The organism is Kitasatospora sp. NPDC090308, assembly GCF_044769485.1.
In the GTDB taxonomy this organism is placed as follows: domain Bacteria; phylum Actinomycetota; class Actinomycetes; order Streptomycetales; family Streptomycetaceae; genus Kitasatospora; species Kitasatospora fiedleri.
In genome coordinates this window covers 117716-133853 of sequence record NZ_JBIVXY010000003.1, presented here as the reverse complement: position 1 = coordinate 133853, position 16138 = coordinate 117716, and the positions used below count along the sequence as shown (strand labels likewise).

Annotated in this window: 12 protein-coding genes; 3 read left to right on the top strand and 9 right to left on the bottom strand. The window is 76.9% G+C overall.

Annotated features, from left to right (window positions below):
* Positions 1-2 precede the first annotated feature (2 nt).
* The 6 genes from ACIQVD_RS08235 to ACIQVD_RS08210 form a co-directional block, all read right to left on the bottom strand.
* Complete coding sequence (locus tag ACIQVD_RS08235) at positions 3-1040, bottom strand: hypothetical protein (protein ID WP_402286931.1); 1038 nt, start codon at positions 1038-1040, stop codon at positions 3-5.
* Between the two features lie 47 nt (positions 1041-1087).
* A complete protein-coding gene (locus ACIQVD_RS08230; protein ID WP_402286928.1) occupies positions 1088-3601 on the bottom strand; it encodes a hypothetical protein in 2514 nt (837 codons plus the stop codon).
* A gap of 202 nt (positions 3602-3803) precedes the next feature.
* Positions 3804-4505, bottom strand: coding sequence for a hypothetical protein (locus ACIQVD_RS08225; protein ID WP_400678681.1), 702 nt, complete (start codon positions 4503-4505; stop codon positions 3804-3806).
* A 351-nt stretch (positions 4506-4856) separates the two neighbouring features.
* Positions 4857-6995 (bottom strand): WD40 repeat domain-containing protein, encoded by a 2139-nt coding sequence (locus ACIQVD_RS08220; protein WP_402286926.1) that lies wholly within the window; start codon positions 6993-6995, stop codon positions 4857-4859.
* A 45-nt stretch (positions 6996-7040) separates the two neighbouring features.
* The gene (locus ACIQVD_RS08215; protein WP_400678679.1) at positions 7041-7610 is read right to left on the bottom strand and encodes a GNAT family N-acetyltransferase; all 570 of its coding nucleotides are present in this window, start codon (positions 7608-7610) and stop codon (positions 7041-7043) included.
* A gap of 273 nt (positions 7611-7883) precedes the next feature.
* Positions 7884-8798, bottom strand: coding sequence for a LysR family transcriptional regulator (locus ACIQVD_RS08210; protein WP_400678678.1), 915 nt, complete (start codon positions 8796-8798; stop codon positions 7884-7886).
* A 276-nt stretch (positions 8799-9074) separates the two neighbouring features.
* Between ACIQVD_RS08210 and ACIQVD_RS08205 the strand changes: the two genes are divergently transcribed.
* A complete protein-coding gene (locus tag ACIQVD_RS08205) occupies positions 9075-9980 on the top strand; it encodes an MBL fold metallo-hydrolase (protein ID WP_402286922.1) in 906 nt (301 codons plus the stop codon).
* Between the two features lie 207 nt (positions 9981-10187).
* Positions 10188-11186 carry an NADP-dependent oxidoreductase gene (locus tag ACIQVD_RS08200; RefSeq protein WP_402286919.1) on the top strand — a complete coding sequence of 333 codons (999 nt, stop codon included), beginning with the start codon at positions 10188-10190 and terminating at the stop codon, positions 11184-11186.
* A 7-nt stretch (positions 11187-11193) separates the two neighbouring features.
* Here the strand turns inward: ACIQVD_RS08200 and ACIQVD_RS08195 are convergent, their stop codons facing one another.
* Both ACIQVD_RS08195 and ACIQVD_RS08190 read right to left on the bottom strand, forming a co-directional pair.
* Positions 11194-13368, bottom strand: coding sequence for a DEAD/DEAH box helicase (locus tag ACIQVD_RS08195; protein ID WP_402286916.1), 2175 nt, complete (start codon positions 13366-13368; stop codon positions 11194-11196).
* A 99-nt stretch (positions 13369-13467) separates the two neighbouring features.
* The gene (locus tag ACIQVD_RS08190; protein ID WP_402286914.1) at positions 13468-14715 is read right to left on the bottom strand and encodes an MFS transporter; all 1248 of its coding nucleotides are present in this window, start codon (positions 14713-14715) and stop codon (positions 13468-13470) included.
* Positions 14716-14958: 243 nt separating this feature from the next.
* Here ACIQVD_RS08190 and ACIQVD_RS08185 point away from each other — a divergent pair, with 243 nt between their 5' ends.
* The gene (locus ACIQVD_RS08185) at positions 14959-15345 is read left to right on the top strand and encodes a helix-turn-helix domain-containing protein (RefSeq protein ID WP_402286912.1); all 387 of its coding nucleotides are present in this window, start codon (positions 14959-14961) and stop codon (positions 15343-15345) included.
* Here the strand turns inward: ACIQVD_RS08185 and ACIQVD_RS08180 are convergent.
* Entirely contained in the window at positions 15305-16057 is a 753-nt protein-coding gene (locus tag ACIQVD_RS08180; RefSeq protein ID WP_400678672.1) for an MBL fold metallo-hydrolase, read from the bottom strand. The two genes, ACIQVD_RS08185 and ACIQVD_RS08180, sit on opposite strands and share 41 nt — an antisense overlap.
* Positions 16058-16138 lie beyond the last annotated feature (81 nt).

Below are 16138 nucleotides of genomic sequence, written 5' to 3'. Positions count from 1 at the left end.
GTTCAGTGCCTTCCGCTCTGGATGGGCCGCGTGCTGATGATCGGCTGGACGGGGGCGGACGGGAGCGAGGGCGCGGTGGGCATCTGCACGGTGCTGTCGATGCCGTCGAGTTCGGAGATGACGTTCTCGTCCGCGTTCTGGTAGCTCTCGGCCATCGCCTTCAGCCCGTCGGCGATGCCCTTGAGCGCGTCGGGCAGGCCCTTGACGACGTCCATGGTGTCGTGGCTGTACTTCAGGTAGCCCTTCTCCCCCTCGGCGAACTTCTTGCCCGACTCGTCGTTGCCCCAGGGGTTCTGGGCCTCCATCGAGGGCAGGAAGGCGCTCAGCGAGCGGTAGACGTTGGCCACCTGCTCGGAGGCCGCGAGCATCGGCGAGACGGCCGCCCGGTACTGCGCCGGGTCGACCTGGAAGCCCGACCCGGCACCCCCCGATCCTCCGCCGCTCGCGGAGGACGCGCTCCGCTTGGCGGCGCCCTGCTCGGAGGACGCCGGGGCCGCCGCGTCACGGGCGACGGCGCTGGCCCGCTGGAGGGGCTGCGCGGGCTCGCCCTGCTCCGCCGCCCGTTCGAACGGCTGGAGCGGCTCGGCCTGCCCGGCCGGGACGCCCCGCTCCATGGGACGCAGCGGCTCGGTCGCCTCCCGCGCCGGGACGCCCTGCTCCATCGGCTGGAGCCGCGCCGTCCCCTCCTGCATCGGAACGCCCCGCTCCATGGGACGCAGCGCTTCGGTCGCCTCCCGCGCCGGGACGCCCTGTTCCATCGGCTGGAGCCGCGCCGTCGCCTCCTGCATCGGGACGCCCTGCTCCATCGGCTGGAGCCGCGCCGTCCCCTCCTGCATCGGAACGCCCCGCTCCACCGGCTGCAACGGCACGCTCTCCGCCCGCTGGAACGGCTGCAGGGGCTCCAGCGGGGCGCTGTCGGGGATGACCGTGCCGACCCGCAACCGGGTGGGCTCGATCGCTTCCTCGGGCAGCAGGCGGGCGGTCCGGGTGGGCTCGGTCAGCGCGTCGGCGGTGTACCAGGCCGACTCGTCGTTGCTCATGGGAGGGTTCCTTCGTCAGGGCGGGCGCGGCGGGCGGCGGGCGCGGGTCAGTCCGCGGCGGGTGCGGCCAGCCGGGAGAGGGCGGCGCGCAGGAACGGACTGGGCACCTGGTAGCCGCCTTCCTCGCGGAGCGGGGCCCGCTGCCCGGTGGCCGCCGCCCCCTCCGCGGAGGCGGAGCCCGAACCGGAGCCCGAGCGCGAGCCCGACCCGGACCCGCCCCCCGCGCCCGCGCTCACGGCGGACGCCACGGTGGCCTCGGGCGCGTCGGGGTGGCCGCGGCGGGCGGCGGCGCTGCGCGAACGCTCCAGGTAGGCGTCGTCCGTGCCGCCGGAGCTCTCCGCCGGAGCGGTGGTGCCGGTGGTGCCGGTGGTGCCGACGGTGCCGACCGGGGTGTCCGTCGAGGCGTCCGACCCGCCCGCGGCCCGGTCGGAGTCCGACGCGCCGTCGGTCCCGGTGCCGTCGGGGGTGCCCGCGCCGCCGCCGAGCAGGACGCCGGCCAGCTGGTTGATCATCTCGCTCTCGCTGGTGGGCCCGGCCGGGGCGGTCGTGGTCGGCTCGGGCTCGGGGGCGGCGAAGGTGCCCTCGGCGCGGGCGTCGTCCAGCCAGCGGCGGCGGGCCCGGTGCCAGTGACGGTCGCGCGGGTCGACGTCGGCGGCCTGGCCGAGGATGCCGGCGTCGCCGAACAGCTCCTCGTCCTCCTCGCCCTCCTCGCCGAACCGGGTGGGGCTGACGAAGCGGTTGCCGCCCTTGTGGTCCTTGCCGCCGCCGCGCCCGCCGCCGCCGGTGCCGGGCATGTGGCCGCCGGCGCCGGCCGCGCCGGTGGCTCCGGTGCGGCCACCGGTGCCGCTGGTGCCGCCCGCGCCCAGGACGCCCGCGCCGGCCCGGCCGACCGCGGAACCGGCTCCGGCCGCGCCCTTCGCGGAGGCTCCGCCGGCCGCGCCGAGGCTGCCGGCACCGGCGCCGCCGCGTCCGGCCAGCGCGCTGGTGCCCGCGCCGATGCCGCCGCCCGAGCCGCGCAGGGTCGATCCGCCGAGGCTGCCGGCCCCGCCGGCGCCGGGGCGCAGCGCGGAGCCGCCCGCGCCACCGACGCGTCCGGCCGTGCCGCCGGCCCCGCCGAGACCGCGGCTGGCCGTGCCGCCCGCGCCGCCGACGCCGCGCCCGGACGCACCGCCCGCGCCGCCCGCACCGCTGGCGCCGCCGAGGCCGAACGGACTGCTGCCCGTCCCGCCGAACGGGGTGAGGCCGCGGCCGGTGGTCGAGCCGCCGACGCCGCCCGCGCCGCCGAGCGAGCCCAGGGTGCCGCCGAGGGCGCCGCCGAGGTTGAAGCTGCTGCCGGTGCCGCCGCCGGTGTTGGTGCCGCCGATGCCGAGGCTGCCGGGGTTGCTGGGGCTGTAGCCGCCGAGCGGGCTGTAGCCGCTGCCGCCGGTGCCGCCGCCCGCGCCGCCGCCGAGGTCGCCGAGTCCGGCCAGGCCGAGGGAGCCGGCGCCGCCGGTGGAGAGCGGGGTGAACACCGGGGCGGAGCCGCCGCCGCCGGAGCTCGAACCGCCGCCGAAGCTGGGCAGGTTGGGGGTGAGCGGGGTGAAGGGCGCCAGTCCGGAGCCCGAGCCGCCGCCGGCCCCGCCGCCGCTGCCGCCGCCGAAGCCGCCCGCGCCGCCGACTCCGGCCATGCCGCTGTACGAGCCCGCGCCGCCGACCCCGCCGCCCGCGCCCCCGCCGGTGCCGCCGAGCCCGTCGAAGCCGCCCGCGCCGCCCGCGCCGGCCGCGCCGCCCAGGCCGCCCGGGTTGCCGACGCCGCCCAGCGCGCCCGTGCCGCCGAAGCCGTCCGCACCGCCCGGCGCGCCCGGGGCGCCGGTGCCGCCGAGCCCGTCGAGGCCGGTCGTGCTCGGGGCGTACGGGTCACCGGGCAGGGTGCCGGCCCGTCCGCTCATCGCGGTCATGGTGCCGTCGGCGCCCGTCCCGCCGGTCCCGCCCGGGCCCGAACCGCCGCCCGCGGACGTCCCGTTGAGGGCGCAGGTCTGGCCCATGCCGGTCATGTCGGTGATGTGGCCGGCGCTCTGCCGGAGCATGCCGTCGACGTTGTTGCCGACCTGCCCGATGTACTGGTGGTAGACGGCGGCGGCCTGCTTGACGCCCTCGGACTGCGCGATGTCGTCGTGCTTGCCGGCCGGATGGGCCTCCATGTACTCCTTGGCGTACTGGAGTTCGCGCACCATCTCGGACTTGGTGCCGCTCACCGCCTGCGCGGCGCCCTGGAGCGAGTCGGCCATCGCCAGGCCGGACTGGAGGGTGGTGGCGACGTGCGAGCCGTCCCCGGCAGCGAACTTCTGCAGGTACTGCGCGAAGCTGTCGGCCGCGGGGCCGGACATGCTGGACATGGCCCGCTGGGCGGCCTCGGTGATCGCCCGGACGTGGGTGTCGGCCACCTCGTTCCAGGCTTTCCAGGCGTCGGCGAGGGTGGCGAGCAGGTCCTCGTCCCCGTCGGGGAAGGCGATGTCCGCGCCGTTCTCGTTGCTCTGGACGGTCTTGAGGACTTCGGCGAGGTCGGCGGGCAGCTCGATCATGGCGGCAGGTCTCCGGAGAGGGGAGGTCGGGTGCGGAGCGGGTGGCCGGTGGCCCGGGGCCGGTGCGGCGCGGTCGGCGGCAGCGGCGGACGGTGCGCGGTGGTTGGTGCGCGGTGCGCGCCGCCCCGCGGCGGCGGGACGGCGCGGACGGTGCGGACGGGCGGTGCCGGGCGGTGGCCCGGTGCCGCCGTCCGGCGGTCCGTCAGATGACTCTCGGTCCGGCGCCGCCGGCGTAGCCCGGCCGCATCAGCGGGTTGGGGTGGTTGTAGTCGAGCTCGGGCGCGTCCGGGTCGTGGTAGCCGACGCCGGGGTTGGTGTCGCCGATCGGGGTGATCGGGGTCGGCGGCGGGGGCGGCGTCGGGTGCTGCACGCCGTCCGGTTCGAGCAGCGGCCGCAGGGGCGCGTCGGGCAGCGAGGCGGGTACCGCCTGGACGCCGTCCGGTTCGAGCAGCGGCAGCCGGGGGCCGTCGGGCAACGAGGCCGGAACGGTGCCGACCGGTGTGGTGCCGACGGTCGAGGAGAGCGCGCCGGGCAGCTGCGGGTCGGTCGGCATGGCGCCGGTGTCGGTGATCCGGCCGATCACGGCGGCCTGTTCGTCGTCGTTGGCGCGGTGCCGGGCGACCATGCTCTGCAGGTTCTCGCCCACCGCGGTGGCGTTCTGCATCAGGGTGCGGATGCCCGCGAGGACCTGTTCCTGGTGCTGGGCGAGGCCGCCCACCGAGGAACTGCCCCCCAGCAGCGCTTTGCCGAGCAGGTCGGTTCCGTAGACGGACTCCTGCACCTGCTTGACCGCGGCCTCCAACTTGTTGGCCGGTCCGTTCAGTTCGTCCAGCAGCCCCATGATCTTCTTGGCTGCCGCCTCGACCTCGTCGAGGTCGATCCACACCGTCTTCTCGTCCGCCACCGCACACCTTCCCGAACTCCGCCCGCCCCCGGTCGGTACGCGTCCGCACCGGTGGCCCGGTCGGGCATGCAAGAACACCGGAGCCGGGTACGGCTCCGGACGTGCCCGTGCCATGCCCGCACCGGCCCTTTGATCCCAGGCAACCCTAACCTGCTGCATGAGCGCGCACAGCCAAGCCAGCGTGCCGGGATGACGTCACGTCATCCCGACACGAGCTTCGCAGAGCTTTCCGTCTCCGCAAGGGGCTGGAAAGCATGCATCAGGTAAATTCACGGCGTGAAACCGTAAGGGAAGTAAAGAGCGGAAGTGCGCACTCCGGGTGTTTCGTGGAGATCCTGGGGAGATCGGGCGCTAGAGGGTGACGGCCCCGCTCGGGGTGACGATCCGCAGGCCCGCCTCGTCCAGCTCGATGGCCAGTGGAGTGCCGTCCAGCGCCGCCTCGTTGAGCAGCGTCGCGCTGGAGAGGTGCCACAGCCGCAGCGTCCCGGCGGCGTCCCCCGCCGCGAGCAGCGCCTCGCCGTCGAACTCCCGGCCCACCACCGCCCGCACCGCCGCGCCGCCGCCGGTCAGTTCGGCGGTCCGGCTGCCGTCCTGGACGTCCCAGACCAGCACCGTGCCGTCGCCCGCGCCCGCGATCACCACCGGACGGCCGCCGATCTCGGCGAACGCCACCGCCTCGGCGGGGCGCGGCAGTCCGGCGCAGACCGGCCCGGCCGCGCCGCTGCCCGCGTGCCACAGCCGCACCGTCAGGTCCTCCCCGGCGGTGGCCAGGATCGGCTGCCCGCCGGCCACCGTGGCGGCCAGCGCGGTGAACGGGCCGCGCCCGGTGGCGAAGCGGCGGCTGTCGGCGCCGGTGGCGGCGTCCCGGACCGAGAGCGCGCCGTCCCGCCCGGCGGAGGCCAGCAGCGGCTGCTCGCCGGGGGTGAAGGCGATCCCGGCGACCGGCCCGGCGTGCGGGACGGGCAGCGGCAGCGCGCCGCCGTCGGCCAGCCGGTGGCTGCGGACGGCGCCCGCGACGGTGCCGCACAGCAGCAGGTCGGCGGTGAGGTCGAGGGTGTGCACCGGCCCGCCCTCGCCCGGCAGGTCGAGGAGTTGGCCGCCGGTGGGGGCGTCCCAGACCGCGACCGAGCCGTCGCCGAACCCGGCAGCCAGCACCGGACGGCCGTGCAGGGTCCCGGCGGCCAGCGCGGCCAGCGGGCTGCCGGGGCGTCCGGCGGGCACCGCGGCCGCGGCGGCGGGGCGGCCGGTGGCGGCCTCCCAGACGGTGATCCGGCCGGTCTCGTCGCCGGTGTAGAGCAGGTCCTCGACGGCGGCCAGGCCGGTGAGCCACTCGCCGGCCGGCCAGCCGTGCAGCGGGCGGCCGTCGTACACGTCCCAGGTGCGGACGGTGCCGTCCAGCGCGCAGGAGGCCAGCACCGGGCGGTCGTCGAGGGTGGTGAAGGCGAGGCCGGTCACGGTGCCGGTGTGGCCGTCGAGTTCGGCCACCGACTGGCCGGTGGCCAGGTCCCACAGCCGGATCCGGCGGTCCTGCCCGGCGGAGGCCAGCACGGCCTGGTTGCCGACGGTGAGCACGGCCAGCGCCGCGACCTCGCCGCGGTGGCCGACCAGCAGGTGCATCAGCTCGCCGGTGCCCGCGTCCCAGACCCGGACGGTGCCGTCGGGGGAGGCCGCGGCCAGCAGGTCGACCCCGGCGCAGTGCGCGGCGCGCAGCGCGGTCGCGCCCTGCCCGCCGGTGGGCAGGGTGCCCAGCACCCGGCCGTCGTCGGCCCGGACGGCCCGCAGGTCGCCGGACTGCCCGGCCGAGAAGGCCACCGGGATGTCGCGGCAGACCAGCGCGGCGACGGCCTGCGCACCCTCGCCGCCGGTGGTGCCGTGCGCGACCCGGCCGGTGGCGGCGTCCCAGACCTGGACCGAGCCGTCGGTGCTGCCGACCGCGAACAGCGAGCGCCCGCCGGCCTCGCCGAGCGCGACGGCGGTGGGGGCCAGCCCGGCGTCGGCGTCGGAGCCGCCGAGCGGGGCGGCGTCGTCCAGCGCGGTGAGGCCGAACGCGCCGTCCTCCTCGACCAGGGCGTACGCGGCGCGGCCGGCCACGGTGCCGACGGCGGCGGCGCTGCGGGCGGTGCCGACGGCGGGCTCGGTGCGGGCCAGCACGGGGGGCAGCGCGGCCGGGGCGGCGGGCTCGCCGAGGGCCTGGTCGAGCAGCGCGACGAGGGTGGCGGCGGCGGCCGGGAGGGCCGCGTCGGTGCCGTCGGTCCACTGCCGGTCGGGCTGGCCGGGCTGGCCCTGGATGGTGAGCCGCCGGGCGGCGGCCGGGGTGCCGTCCGGGGCGGGGGCGGGGGCCTGGCCGGCTCCGGCGAGCACCCGGCGGATCAGCGCGGGGTCGATCCGGCCGGTGCGCTCGCGGTCGGCGCGGGTGGCCCGGAAGGCGCCGTCGGCGGTGATCACCAGTTCGCCGAGGCTGCCGTCTTCCAGCCGTACGCTTCCTGACATGTCGTCACTCCTGGTTCGGTGCGGGGAGTTTGGGAGCCCCGTGGGTCAGCAGAGGTCTTCCGGTACGAGTGTCGCGTGCACCGCGTCGTGCAGCCGGTGGGTGCGGGAGCTGCGGAACAGCGCGGGACGGTAGCCGGCCCGGCGGAAGCCGATGGCGGCGCCGGTGAGCTGGCTGGGCATGTTGTCGGCGGCGGCGAAGGCGTCGATCCGGCGCAGGCCGATCCGCTCGAAGCCGAAGCGGCACACCAGCCGGAGAGCGGCCTTGGCGGTGCGCAGCCGGCGGTGTTCGGGCAGCAGCCAGACGGCGACCTCGGCGCGCTCCAGCTCCGGGTCGAGGTTGACCAGTTCGGCCCAGCCGAGGGCCTCGCCGGTCTCCGCCGACTCGACGGCGAAGTAGGCGGCCCGGCCGGTCTCCCAGAGCATCGGCGGGATGTCGGTCAGCCACTGCTCGGCGGCGGCGGTGTCCCGGTGCGGGACGACGGCCTGCAGGAACTCCCGCACCAGCGGGTCGTGGGTGCCGCGGTGCACCAGGGCGGCGTCGGTGGGGCGCGGTCTGCGCAGCACCAGCCCGTCGGCCGCCATCGGTTCGTCCCGCACTTCGGCGAGCGCCAGCATCGCTCCCCCCGTCCCGCCGTCCCCGACCACCTCTGCGGACCGCCCGCCGGGGCCGCCCGGCGTACCCTCCCCCGCCGTTCGACCCGCCGTCAAGTCAACCACAGCCGCCGGGTGTTTCCGCACGTCAGCGGGACGTTAGCGGAACGTGAGCGGAGCCGCGGAGACTCGGTGGCGGGGTTCGTCACTCCACGTCCCGCCGCCCACCCGGCCCACTCCTGCTCTCCCGGGCCGGGCGCCCCCGCACGGGCGGCGGGACCCGTCGCCCCTCCGGCTTCACCCCTCCAGCGCGCTCGCCCCGGCGGGCAGCGGCGCCTCGCGCAGCGCCCGGACCAGGGCGCGGACGGCGGCGGTGCGGGCGAGTTCGGGGGTGGTGACGTAGCCCACCCGGCGCGCGGGCCGGTCCGGGCCGAGGTCGGTGACGGCCAGCCCGGCGGGCGGCCGGTCCAGGCTGAGCCGGGGCATGACGGCCATGCCGAGCCCCTGGGCGGCGAGCGAGAGCACCACGGTGTCGTCGGAGACGTTGATGGTGGCGGTCGGCAGCCAGTCCTGGCGCCGCCACCAGTCGGCCGTGTACGAGCCGCAGTTCTCGTCCCAGTCGACCAGCGGCAGGCCGCGCGGGTCGGGGTGGCCCCGGCGGTGGACGAGCGCGTACTCCTCGCGGTAGAGCGGCGCGGCGAGCAGTCCGGGCAGGGTGGCGGTGGTGCCGCGCGCGTCGAGGGTGGCCAGGGCGAGGTCGGCCCGGCCGTCGGCGACCTCGCCCGCGGTGCCGCGGCCGAGGTCGCGCACGATCCGCACCTCGGGCACCAGCGCGGGGCAGCGGGCCGCGAGCACCGCCAGCACCGGCGGCAGCACCTGGACGGCGGCGCTGCGGAACGCGGCGATCCGCAGCGGCCCGCTCGGCCCGGCCCCGTCCCCGGCGGCGGCCTGCCGGACCTCGCCGGGGAGCGCGGCCAGCAGCCGCAGCACCCGCCGGGCGTGCCCGGCCGCCCGCTCCCCGGCCGGGGTGGGCCGCGCGCCGCGCCGCCCGCGCTCGAACAGCACCGCGCCGAGTTTGCGCTCGCAGCCCCGGACGGCGTGCGACACCGCGGACTGGGTCAGCCCGAGCCGTTCGGCGGCGGCCGTGAAGCCGCCGCTGTCGGCGACCGCGACCAGGATCCGCAGTTCCTGCGGGAGGAGATCGTCTGCCACCCGCGCAGCCTAGTTGCCCGGTCGGGCGGCGACCTGGCGGCCCGGCGCGGGCCGGACGCCGGACGGTGGACGCCGGACGCCGGACGCCGGACGGTGGACGGCGGACGTCCGGGCTCGGCCGGACCGGACCGGCGAGCAGGGGCCAACTCAGCCCGTCGGTACGGCGGCTGGGGCCCGACGGGCCGTCTCCGGCTGGTGTACGTTCGGGTCCGATCGGTCCCCGCCGGTCAGCCGGTCAGCCGCCCGGCTTCCCCCTCACCCGCCCGAAGGAGAGCCATGACAGCCGAAGCCCCCGGCCGCCGGCCGGTCGATTTCGCCACCCCGGTCGAAGGGCGCTCGCTCGACGTCCGGTGGATCCACGGCTCGGTCTCGGCGAAGCACGACACCGATCCCGAGATCCAGGTCCACCACTACGACGCCCACACCGTGATCCTGCGCCAGAACATGGCGGTCAACTACGAGGCGCCGTTCCTGTTCCTGCTCTTCGGGAGCGACCGGGCGGTGCTCCTCGACACCGGCGCCACCGCCGAACCCGCGTACTTCCCGCTGCGCCGGGTGGTGGACGAGCTGGTCGCGGCGTGGTGCGCGCGGCACGGCCGGACGGCCGGACCGGGGCGGGAGCCGTACGAGCTGGTGGTGCTGCACACCCACGGGCACGGCGACCACGTCGCGGGCGACCCGCAGTTCGCCGACCGGCCGGACACCGTGCTGGTCGACGCCGGGCTGGAGAGCGTCACCCGGTACCTGGGGCTCGGGCCGGACCCGGACCGGCCGGTGCCGCTCGACCTGGGCGGGCGGGTACTGGAGTGCCTGGCCAGCCCCGGGCACCACCCGGCCGCGGTCACCTACTACGACCCGTACACGGGGTTCCTGCTCACCGGCGACACGGTCTACCCGGGGCGGCTCTACATCCAGGACTGGGACGCCTACACCGCGACGCTGGACCGGCTGATCGACTTCGCCCGGACCCGCCCGGTCAGCCACCTGCTGGGCTGCCACGTCGAGATGACCGACGAGCCGGGGGTGGACTACCCGATCCGCACCGTCCACCAGCCGTCCGAACTCCCGCTCCAGCTGCCGGTCGAGCGGCTCCTGGACATCAGGAAGGCGCTGACCGAGGTGGCCGGGCGGCACGGCCGGTTCCCGTTCGCCGACTTCGTCCTCTGCCACGGGACGAGCTGACCACCGCCCGAGCCGACCACGGCCCGGCGCCCCGGGCCCGAGCACCCGAGCTTCCGAACCCCCTAGCCCCCTAGCTCCCGAGCGCCCAGACATGAACAGCGCTCATGGATCGGGGGCGGCCATCGACGCCGCCCCCTGCCCGGGGGAGTCACCCGCGCCGTAGCGTCCTGGCACGTCAACTCCCCCTCCCCTCCGGAGCGTTCCGCCATGTCCGTGCCCTTCCGCGCCGTCCACCAGATCGCCCGCCCGAGCGGCCGGCCGACCGCCGACCTGTTCGCCTTCGTCGACGGCACGCTGCCCGCGCCCGCCGCGGGACAGGTGCTGGTGGAGAACGCCTACCTGTCCGTCGACCCGTACATGCTCGGCCTGATGGGCGGCGGCGAGGGCGGCTACCCGCTGCACGCCCCGCTGGAGGGGCGGGCGGTGGGGCGGGTGGTGGAGTCCCGTTCGGCGGCGCTGCCGGTGGGCACGCCGGTGCTGCACCGGCAGGGCTGGCGCACCCACGCGGTGCTGGCGCCCGAGCAGGCGCGGGTGCTGCCCGAGCTGCCGGGCGTGGCGCTGAGCGCGCACCTGGGCGTGCTGGGCGGCACCGGCCTGTCCGCGTACGTGGGGCTGACCCGGATCGCGCGGCTGAAGCCGGGCGAGGACCTGTTCGTCTCGGCGGCGGCCGGCGGGGTGGGCACGGCGGCCGGGCAGCTGGCCCGGCTGCTGGGGGCCCGGCGGGTGGTCGGCTCGGCCGGGAGCCCGGCCAAGACCGCTTTCCTGACCGGGGAGTTGGGCTTCGACGCGGCCTTCGACCACCACGCCGGGCCGGTGGCCGAGCTGCTGGCCGGGGCCGCCCCGGACGGCATCGACGTGTACCTGGACAACGTCGGCGGCGAGCACCTGGCGGCGGCGATCGGCGCGCTGCGCGAGTTCGGCCGGATCGCCTGGTGCGGGGCGATCGCCCAGTACGGGGCCGCCGCCCCGCCCGCCGCCCCGCACAACCTGTTCGACCTGGTGGCCCGCAGCATCCGGCTGGAGGGCTTCCTGGTCCGCCACCACCTGGACGCCCAGGAGGAGTTGTACGCCCTGCTGGGCCCGCAGCTGCGCTCCGGCCGGGTGCTCGCCGCGGAGACGGTGCTGGACGGATTCGACCGCACCGTCGAGGCGTTCCTCGGCGTGCTGGCGGGCGCGAACACCGGCAAGATGCTGGTGCGGATCTGACGGCCCGTCAGATAGCCGGTCCGGCCAGCCGCAGCTGCTCGTCCTCGACGAGCCGCACCGCGAGCGCCCGGTCGGAGATGTCGACGGCCTCGGGGGCGGCCTCGGCGAGGTCGCTGCGGCGGGCGTAGCGATCGAACAACTCGGCCTTGCCCCTCAGCAGTTCGACCAGCCGCCGGTCCAGGCTGTCGGTGGCGAGCAGCCGGTGCACCCGGACCCGGCGGATCTGGCCCATCCGCTGGGCGCGGGCCACCGCCTGGTCCTCCAGGGTGGGTGTGAGCTGCGGCTCGCACAGGATCACCACGTTGGCGGCCTGGAGGTTGAGGCCGAGCCCGCCGGCCTGGATCTGGCAGAGCAGCACGGCGTGCCCGTCCGCGGCGGTGAACGCGTCGACCAGCCCCTGCCGCGCCTCGGCGGGCAGCGATCCGGCGACGGTGCCGGCGACGGCCGCGCCGAGCGCCCCGTGGACGGCGGCGAGCACCTCCCGGAAGTACGAGAAGACCACCACCTTGTGCCCCGACTCGGCGGCCTCGGCGACGAGTTCGCGCAGCCGTCGCAGTTTCGCCGAGTGCGCGGGCGCGGCGTACGCGGCCCGGCGCATCGCCATGAAGTTGCCCTCGGCGACGGCGGCGGCGTACGCGGCCCGGTCCGGACCGGAGAGCTCGTCCCACTCGTCGACCCGCACCACGTCCGGGAGTTCGGTGAGCACGTCCTGCTGGTTGCGGCGCAGGTAGGCGGGGGCGACGGCGCGCCGGAAGGCCAGCGGGCCGAGCGCGCCGAGACCGGCCGGGAGGTCGGCGAGCAGGTCGGGCTGGAGGTGGCCGATCAGGGTGCGGAACTCCTCGACCCGGTTCTCCATCGGGGTGCCGGTCAGGAACAGCACGTGCTCGGTGCGGGCGGCCCACTCGGCGACCAGCCGGGTGCGGCGGGCGGCCGGGTTCTTCACGAAGTGCGCCTCGTCGACGACCAGCGCGTCCACCGGGTCGGCGGCCAGGGTGCGCAGCGACTCGTAGGTGGCCACCAGCACGCCGCCGCCCGCCAGCCAGCGCTCCCGGGCGGCCCCCCGGCCGGGGCCGTGGTAGCGGTGCGGGGTGAGCACCGTCCGCTCGGCGGTCTCCCGCTGCCAGTTGACCAGCACCGAGGCCGGGCAGACCACCAGGAAGCGGCGCGGCGCCCCGCCGGCGGCCAGGTGGGCGAGCACCGCCAGCGCCTGCACGGTCTTGCCCAGGCCCATCTCGTCGCCGATCACCACCTTCCGGCGGGCCAGCGCGAACCGGGCGCCGAACGCCTGGTAGCCGCGGAGCGAGACGGTGCAGCCCCGGTCGTCGAAGGGCTGGGCGCGGACCTGCTCGGCCAGGCCGTCGGGCAGGTGGCCCTCGGCGGCGGCCCGGCCGTCGGTGGCGGTCGGACCGGCCAGTCGGCCCTCCTCGGCGAGCAGCGCCAGCTCGGCGTAGAACTCGGCGGCCCGGTGCTCGAACTCGACCCAGACCTCGACCTCCCCCGCGGGCGGGCGCAGCAGGTCCGCGGACGCCTGGGCGAACCGCAGCGCCACTCCGTCCGCCTCGGCCCGCTCCCCCTCCCGCGCCAGCGACTCGACCGCCTGCCAGGCCAGTTCGCGCTTCTGCGCGCCGACCAGCAGCCCGCGCAGCCGCCCCCGGGCGTACTTCGCCTCGGCGAGCGGGGCCCGGTAGCGGTCGTCCAGGTCGGCGGCCTCGGCGGCGGCCCGCCGGGCGGCGGGCCCGGCCAGCACCAGCCGGTGCAGGGCGGTGACCAGCGCGGTGGCCGCCGCGTCGGGGTGCGCCGGGTCGAGGCGGACGGCGGTGCCCTCCTGCACGGCGGCGGCGATCTGCCCGGCGGCGCCCAGCAGGTGGGCGGCGGTGGGGCCGCCGATGCCGGGGACGCGCAGCAGGTCCTGCCGGGTCGCGTCGTGGACCGCCGCGACGGTGGTGTAGCCGGCGGCGCGCAGGGTGCCGGTCTGCAACCGCCCCTCGGTGACGTCCTTGAGCCGCTCGACCGGGATCGCCGCCAGCTCGGCCCGCACCAGCCGCTCGAAGATCAGCCCGTGGGCCAGTGCCACCTCGGCGACCGCCGCCGCGTGGTCCGCGACCAGCGCCCGCGCCGCCGCCCGCTGCCGCCCGGCCACCGCGAGGACCTCCCTGGCCCACCGCCCGCTCCGTCCCGCCACCTGCCGCTCCTCCGCGCTCACCACTCCGCCCGGCCGCCCATCCTGGCACCCGCCACCGTCGCCCGGGGCGGCGGCGGGGGGCCCGGGGCCGGGCGGGGGTCACGGGCGGCCGGGCGCGGGGGCCGGTGCGGGGTGCGGGGCGCGGGGGCGGCGGGGCAGCAGGAACGGGGTCCCGAGCATGAGCAGGCCCGCGGTGGCGAGGGCGGTGCGGGGGCCGGTGGCGTGCGCGAGCAGGCCGCCGAGGGCGGTGAGCGCGGCGGTGGCGGCCTGCTGGCCGATCGACCAGGCGGTCAGGGTGCGGGCCAGCAGGTGGGCGGGGGTGCGTTCGAGGCGGTGGGTGGCGAGCACGGGGGTGTAGAGGCTCATGTGGACGACGATCGCCAGCTCGACGGCGATCACGGTGAGCAGGCCGGGCAGGCCCGGGCGGACGAACACCAGGCCGATCAGCCAGACGGCGCGCAGGGTGCCGACGGTCCGGAAGACCGCGGGGCGGCCGTAGCGGGCCACCACCCGGTGGGCCAGCCGGGAGCCGAGCAGGCCGCCGAGGCAGGGGGCGGCGAAGGCGAGGGCGTACTGCCAAGGGGGGAAGGCGAGTTGGCGCAGCAGCAGGACGGCGAGCAGCGGTTCGGTGGCCATGATCAGGCCGGAGACCAGCAGGTTGTTGAGGTACAGCGCCCGCAGTTCGGGGTCGCCCAGCAGGTGCCGCCAGCCGTCGAGCACCCCGCCCGCCCGGACCGGGCCGGGGCCGCCGGGCCGGGGCGGCGGCGGCTCCTCCCGGCCGCCGATCGCGGCGATGCCGAGCGCGGAGAGCAGGTAGCTGACCGCGTCGGCCAGCACGGTGACGACCGGCCCGAACGCCCCGATCGCGGCCCCGCCGAGCGGCGGGCCGATCGCGATCGAGCTCCAGTTGGTCGACTCCAGCCGGGAGTTGGCCACCAGCAGGTCCTCCGGCCGGACCAGCGCCTTGAGGTGGGCGCCACTGGCCGCGTTGAACGCGATCTTCGCGGCGGCGACCACCACCGAGACCAGCAGCAACTGGCCGAACCCGAGCAGGCCGAGCGCGTACGCCGCCGGAACGCTCGCCATCGCCGCGCACCGGGCCAGGTCCGCCGCCACCATCACCGGCCGCTTGCGCCGGAACTCCACCCGGGGCGCCAACGGCACCGCGACCAGCGCCCCCACCGCCGGTCCCACCGCCGACAGCACCGACACCTCGGCGGGCCCGGCGTGCAGCACCAGCACGGCGATCAGCGGCAGCGCCCCGAACCCCAGCCCGGACCCGTACGCACTGACCGCGTACGCCGCCCACAGCCGGTCGAACCGCCGCCCCAGCGCTCTCCTGCCCACCCGGCCGCTCCCCGTCGCACACACCACCGTTGACCGGGGAGAGCCAAGCAAGCAGGGCAACCGCAGGTCAAACAACCAGCACGCGCCCCCTCCACAACCATGCGTTGTCTCCCAGGCCGATCGAGGGCCGAATCCGCACGGACGTTCCCTGATGACCTTTTGTCACGCTCTCCTCTCAGCGCGTAACCGCCTGCGGCTAGCCTGGACCGCACGCACCCCGCCGCGCACCCAGGGAGAAGAACCATGGTCACGCCGGAACGAGTCCTCCACCCCGACCGCTCGGCACGGGACCTCTTCGGCTACCGACTGCGCAAGCTCCGCAAGCAGCGCGGCCCCTCCCCCGCGATGCTCGCCGACGAACTCCGGCGCGGGAAGACCGTGATCGCCGACGTGGAGACGGCGGACCGGCCGATCCCGCTCGAACTGCCGGACGAACTGGACCGGTTCTTCCAGACCGACGGCCTGTTCGCCCACCTGTTCAACCTCTCGCTCCGGCAGAGCTTCCCCACCGCACCCACCGGCCCGAGGCCCGATTCGTTCGGGTGCCGGGCCGGGGCCGTGTGCGGGCTTCCCGTCGGCGCGGACGGGGTCAGGGCAGTTCGAGGACGTCGGCGAGCCCGGCCTCGGTGAAGGCGGCGAGCAGCGGCTCGCGGCCCTCGGTGAAGTGGGCCCAGCCGTCGTAGTGGACGGGGACGACGCGGCGGGCGCCGAGGATGCGGGCGGCCCGGGCGGCGCGGGTGCTGTCGAGGGTGAGCAGGGCGTTGTCGAGGATGCCGACGCGGGCGGCGCCGGCGAACAGGACGGCGGTGTCGACGGGGCCGACCCGGTCGGCGATCCGCTGGACGACGTCGAGCGAGGCGTTGTCGCCGCTGACGTAGACGACGGGCAGGCCGTCGCCGGTGAGGACGAAGCCGATCACCTCGCCGACCAGTGGTTCGCTGCCGTCGGGGCCGTGCTGGGCGGGCACGGCCGTGATGGTGACGGGCCCCAACTCGACGCGCTCCCAGGGGGCGAGGCCGCGGGCGGTGCCGCCGAGGCGTTCGGCTCCGCCGCGGGTGGTGAGGGTGAGCGGGACGTCGGCGAGCAGGGCGCGCCCGCCGTGGTCGAGGTTGTCGGGGTGCTCGTCGTGCGAGAGCAGGACGGCGTCGACCGGTCCGAGGGCGGCGGGGTCGACGGTGCCCGGAAGGGTCTTGGTGAGGAACCGGCCGTCGCCGCGCGGGTAGTCGCCGGGGGCGTCGAAGGTCGGGTCGGTGAGCAGGCGCAGGCCGCCGTACTCGATCAGGGCGGTGGGGCCGCCGAAGACCCGGACGGGAACGGTGGGCAGAGCGGGGACAGCGGTCATGGCGCACCTCACGCGACGTCAGTTCCCTCACGGGAAAACTGGATTTTCTCCGTGAGGAGAATCTAGCGACACCTCACGGAG

Excerpts from the sequence above, each read along its gene's own strand:
- ACIQVD_RS08205 (WP_402286922.1), top strand. The coding sequence starts at position 9,075 with ATGACAGCCGAAGCCCCCGGCCGCCGGCCGGTCGATTTCGCCACCCCG.
- ACIQVD_RS08180 (WP_400678672.1), bottom strand. The coding sequence starts at position 16,057 with ATGACCGCTGTCCCCGCTCTGCCCACCGTTCCCGTCCGGGTCTTCGGC.
- ACIQVD_RS08230 (WP_402286928.1), bottom strand. The coding sequence starts at position 3,601 with ATGATCGAGCTGCCCGCCGACCTCGCCGAAGTCCTCAAGACCGTCCAG.
- ACIQVD_RS08215 (WP_400678679.1), bottom strand. The coding sequence starts at position 7,610 with ATGCTGGCGCTCGCCGAAGTGCGGGACGAACCGATGGCGGCCGACGGG.
- ACIQVD_RS08220 (WP_402286926.1), bottom strand. The coding sequence starts at position 6,995 with ATGTCAGGAAGCGTACGGCTGGAAGACGGCAGCCTCGGCGAACTGGTG.
- ACIQVD_RS08235 (WP_402286931.1), bottom strand. The coding sequence starts at position 1,040 with ATGAGCAACGACGAGTCGGCCTGGTACACCGCCGACGCGCTGACCGAG.
- ACIQVD_RS08185 (WP_402286912.1), top strand. The coding sequence starts at position 14,959 with ATGGTCACGCCGGAACGAGTCCTCCACCCCGACCGCTCGGCACGGGAC.
- ACIQVD_RS08200 (WP_402286919.1), top strand. The coding sequence starts at position 10,188 with ATGTCCGTGCCCTTCCGCGCCGTCCACCAGATCGCCCGCCCGAGCGGC.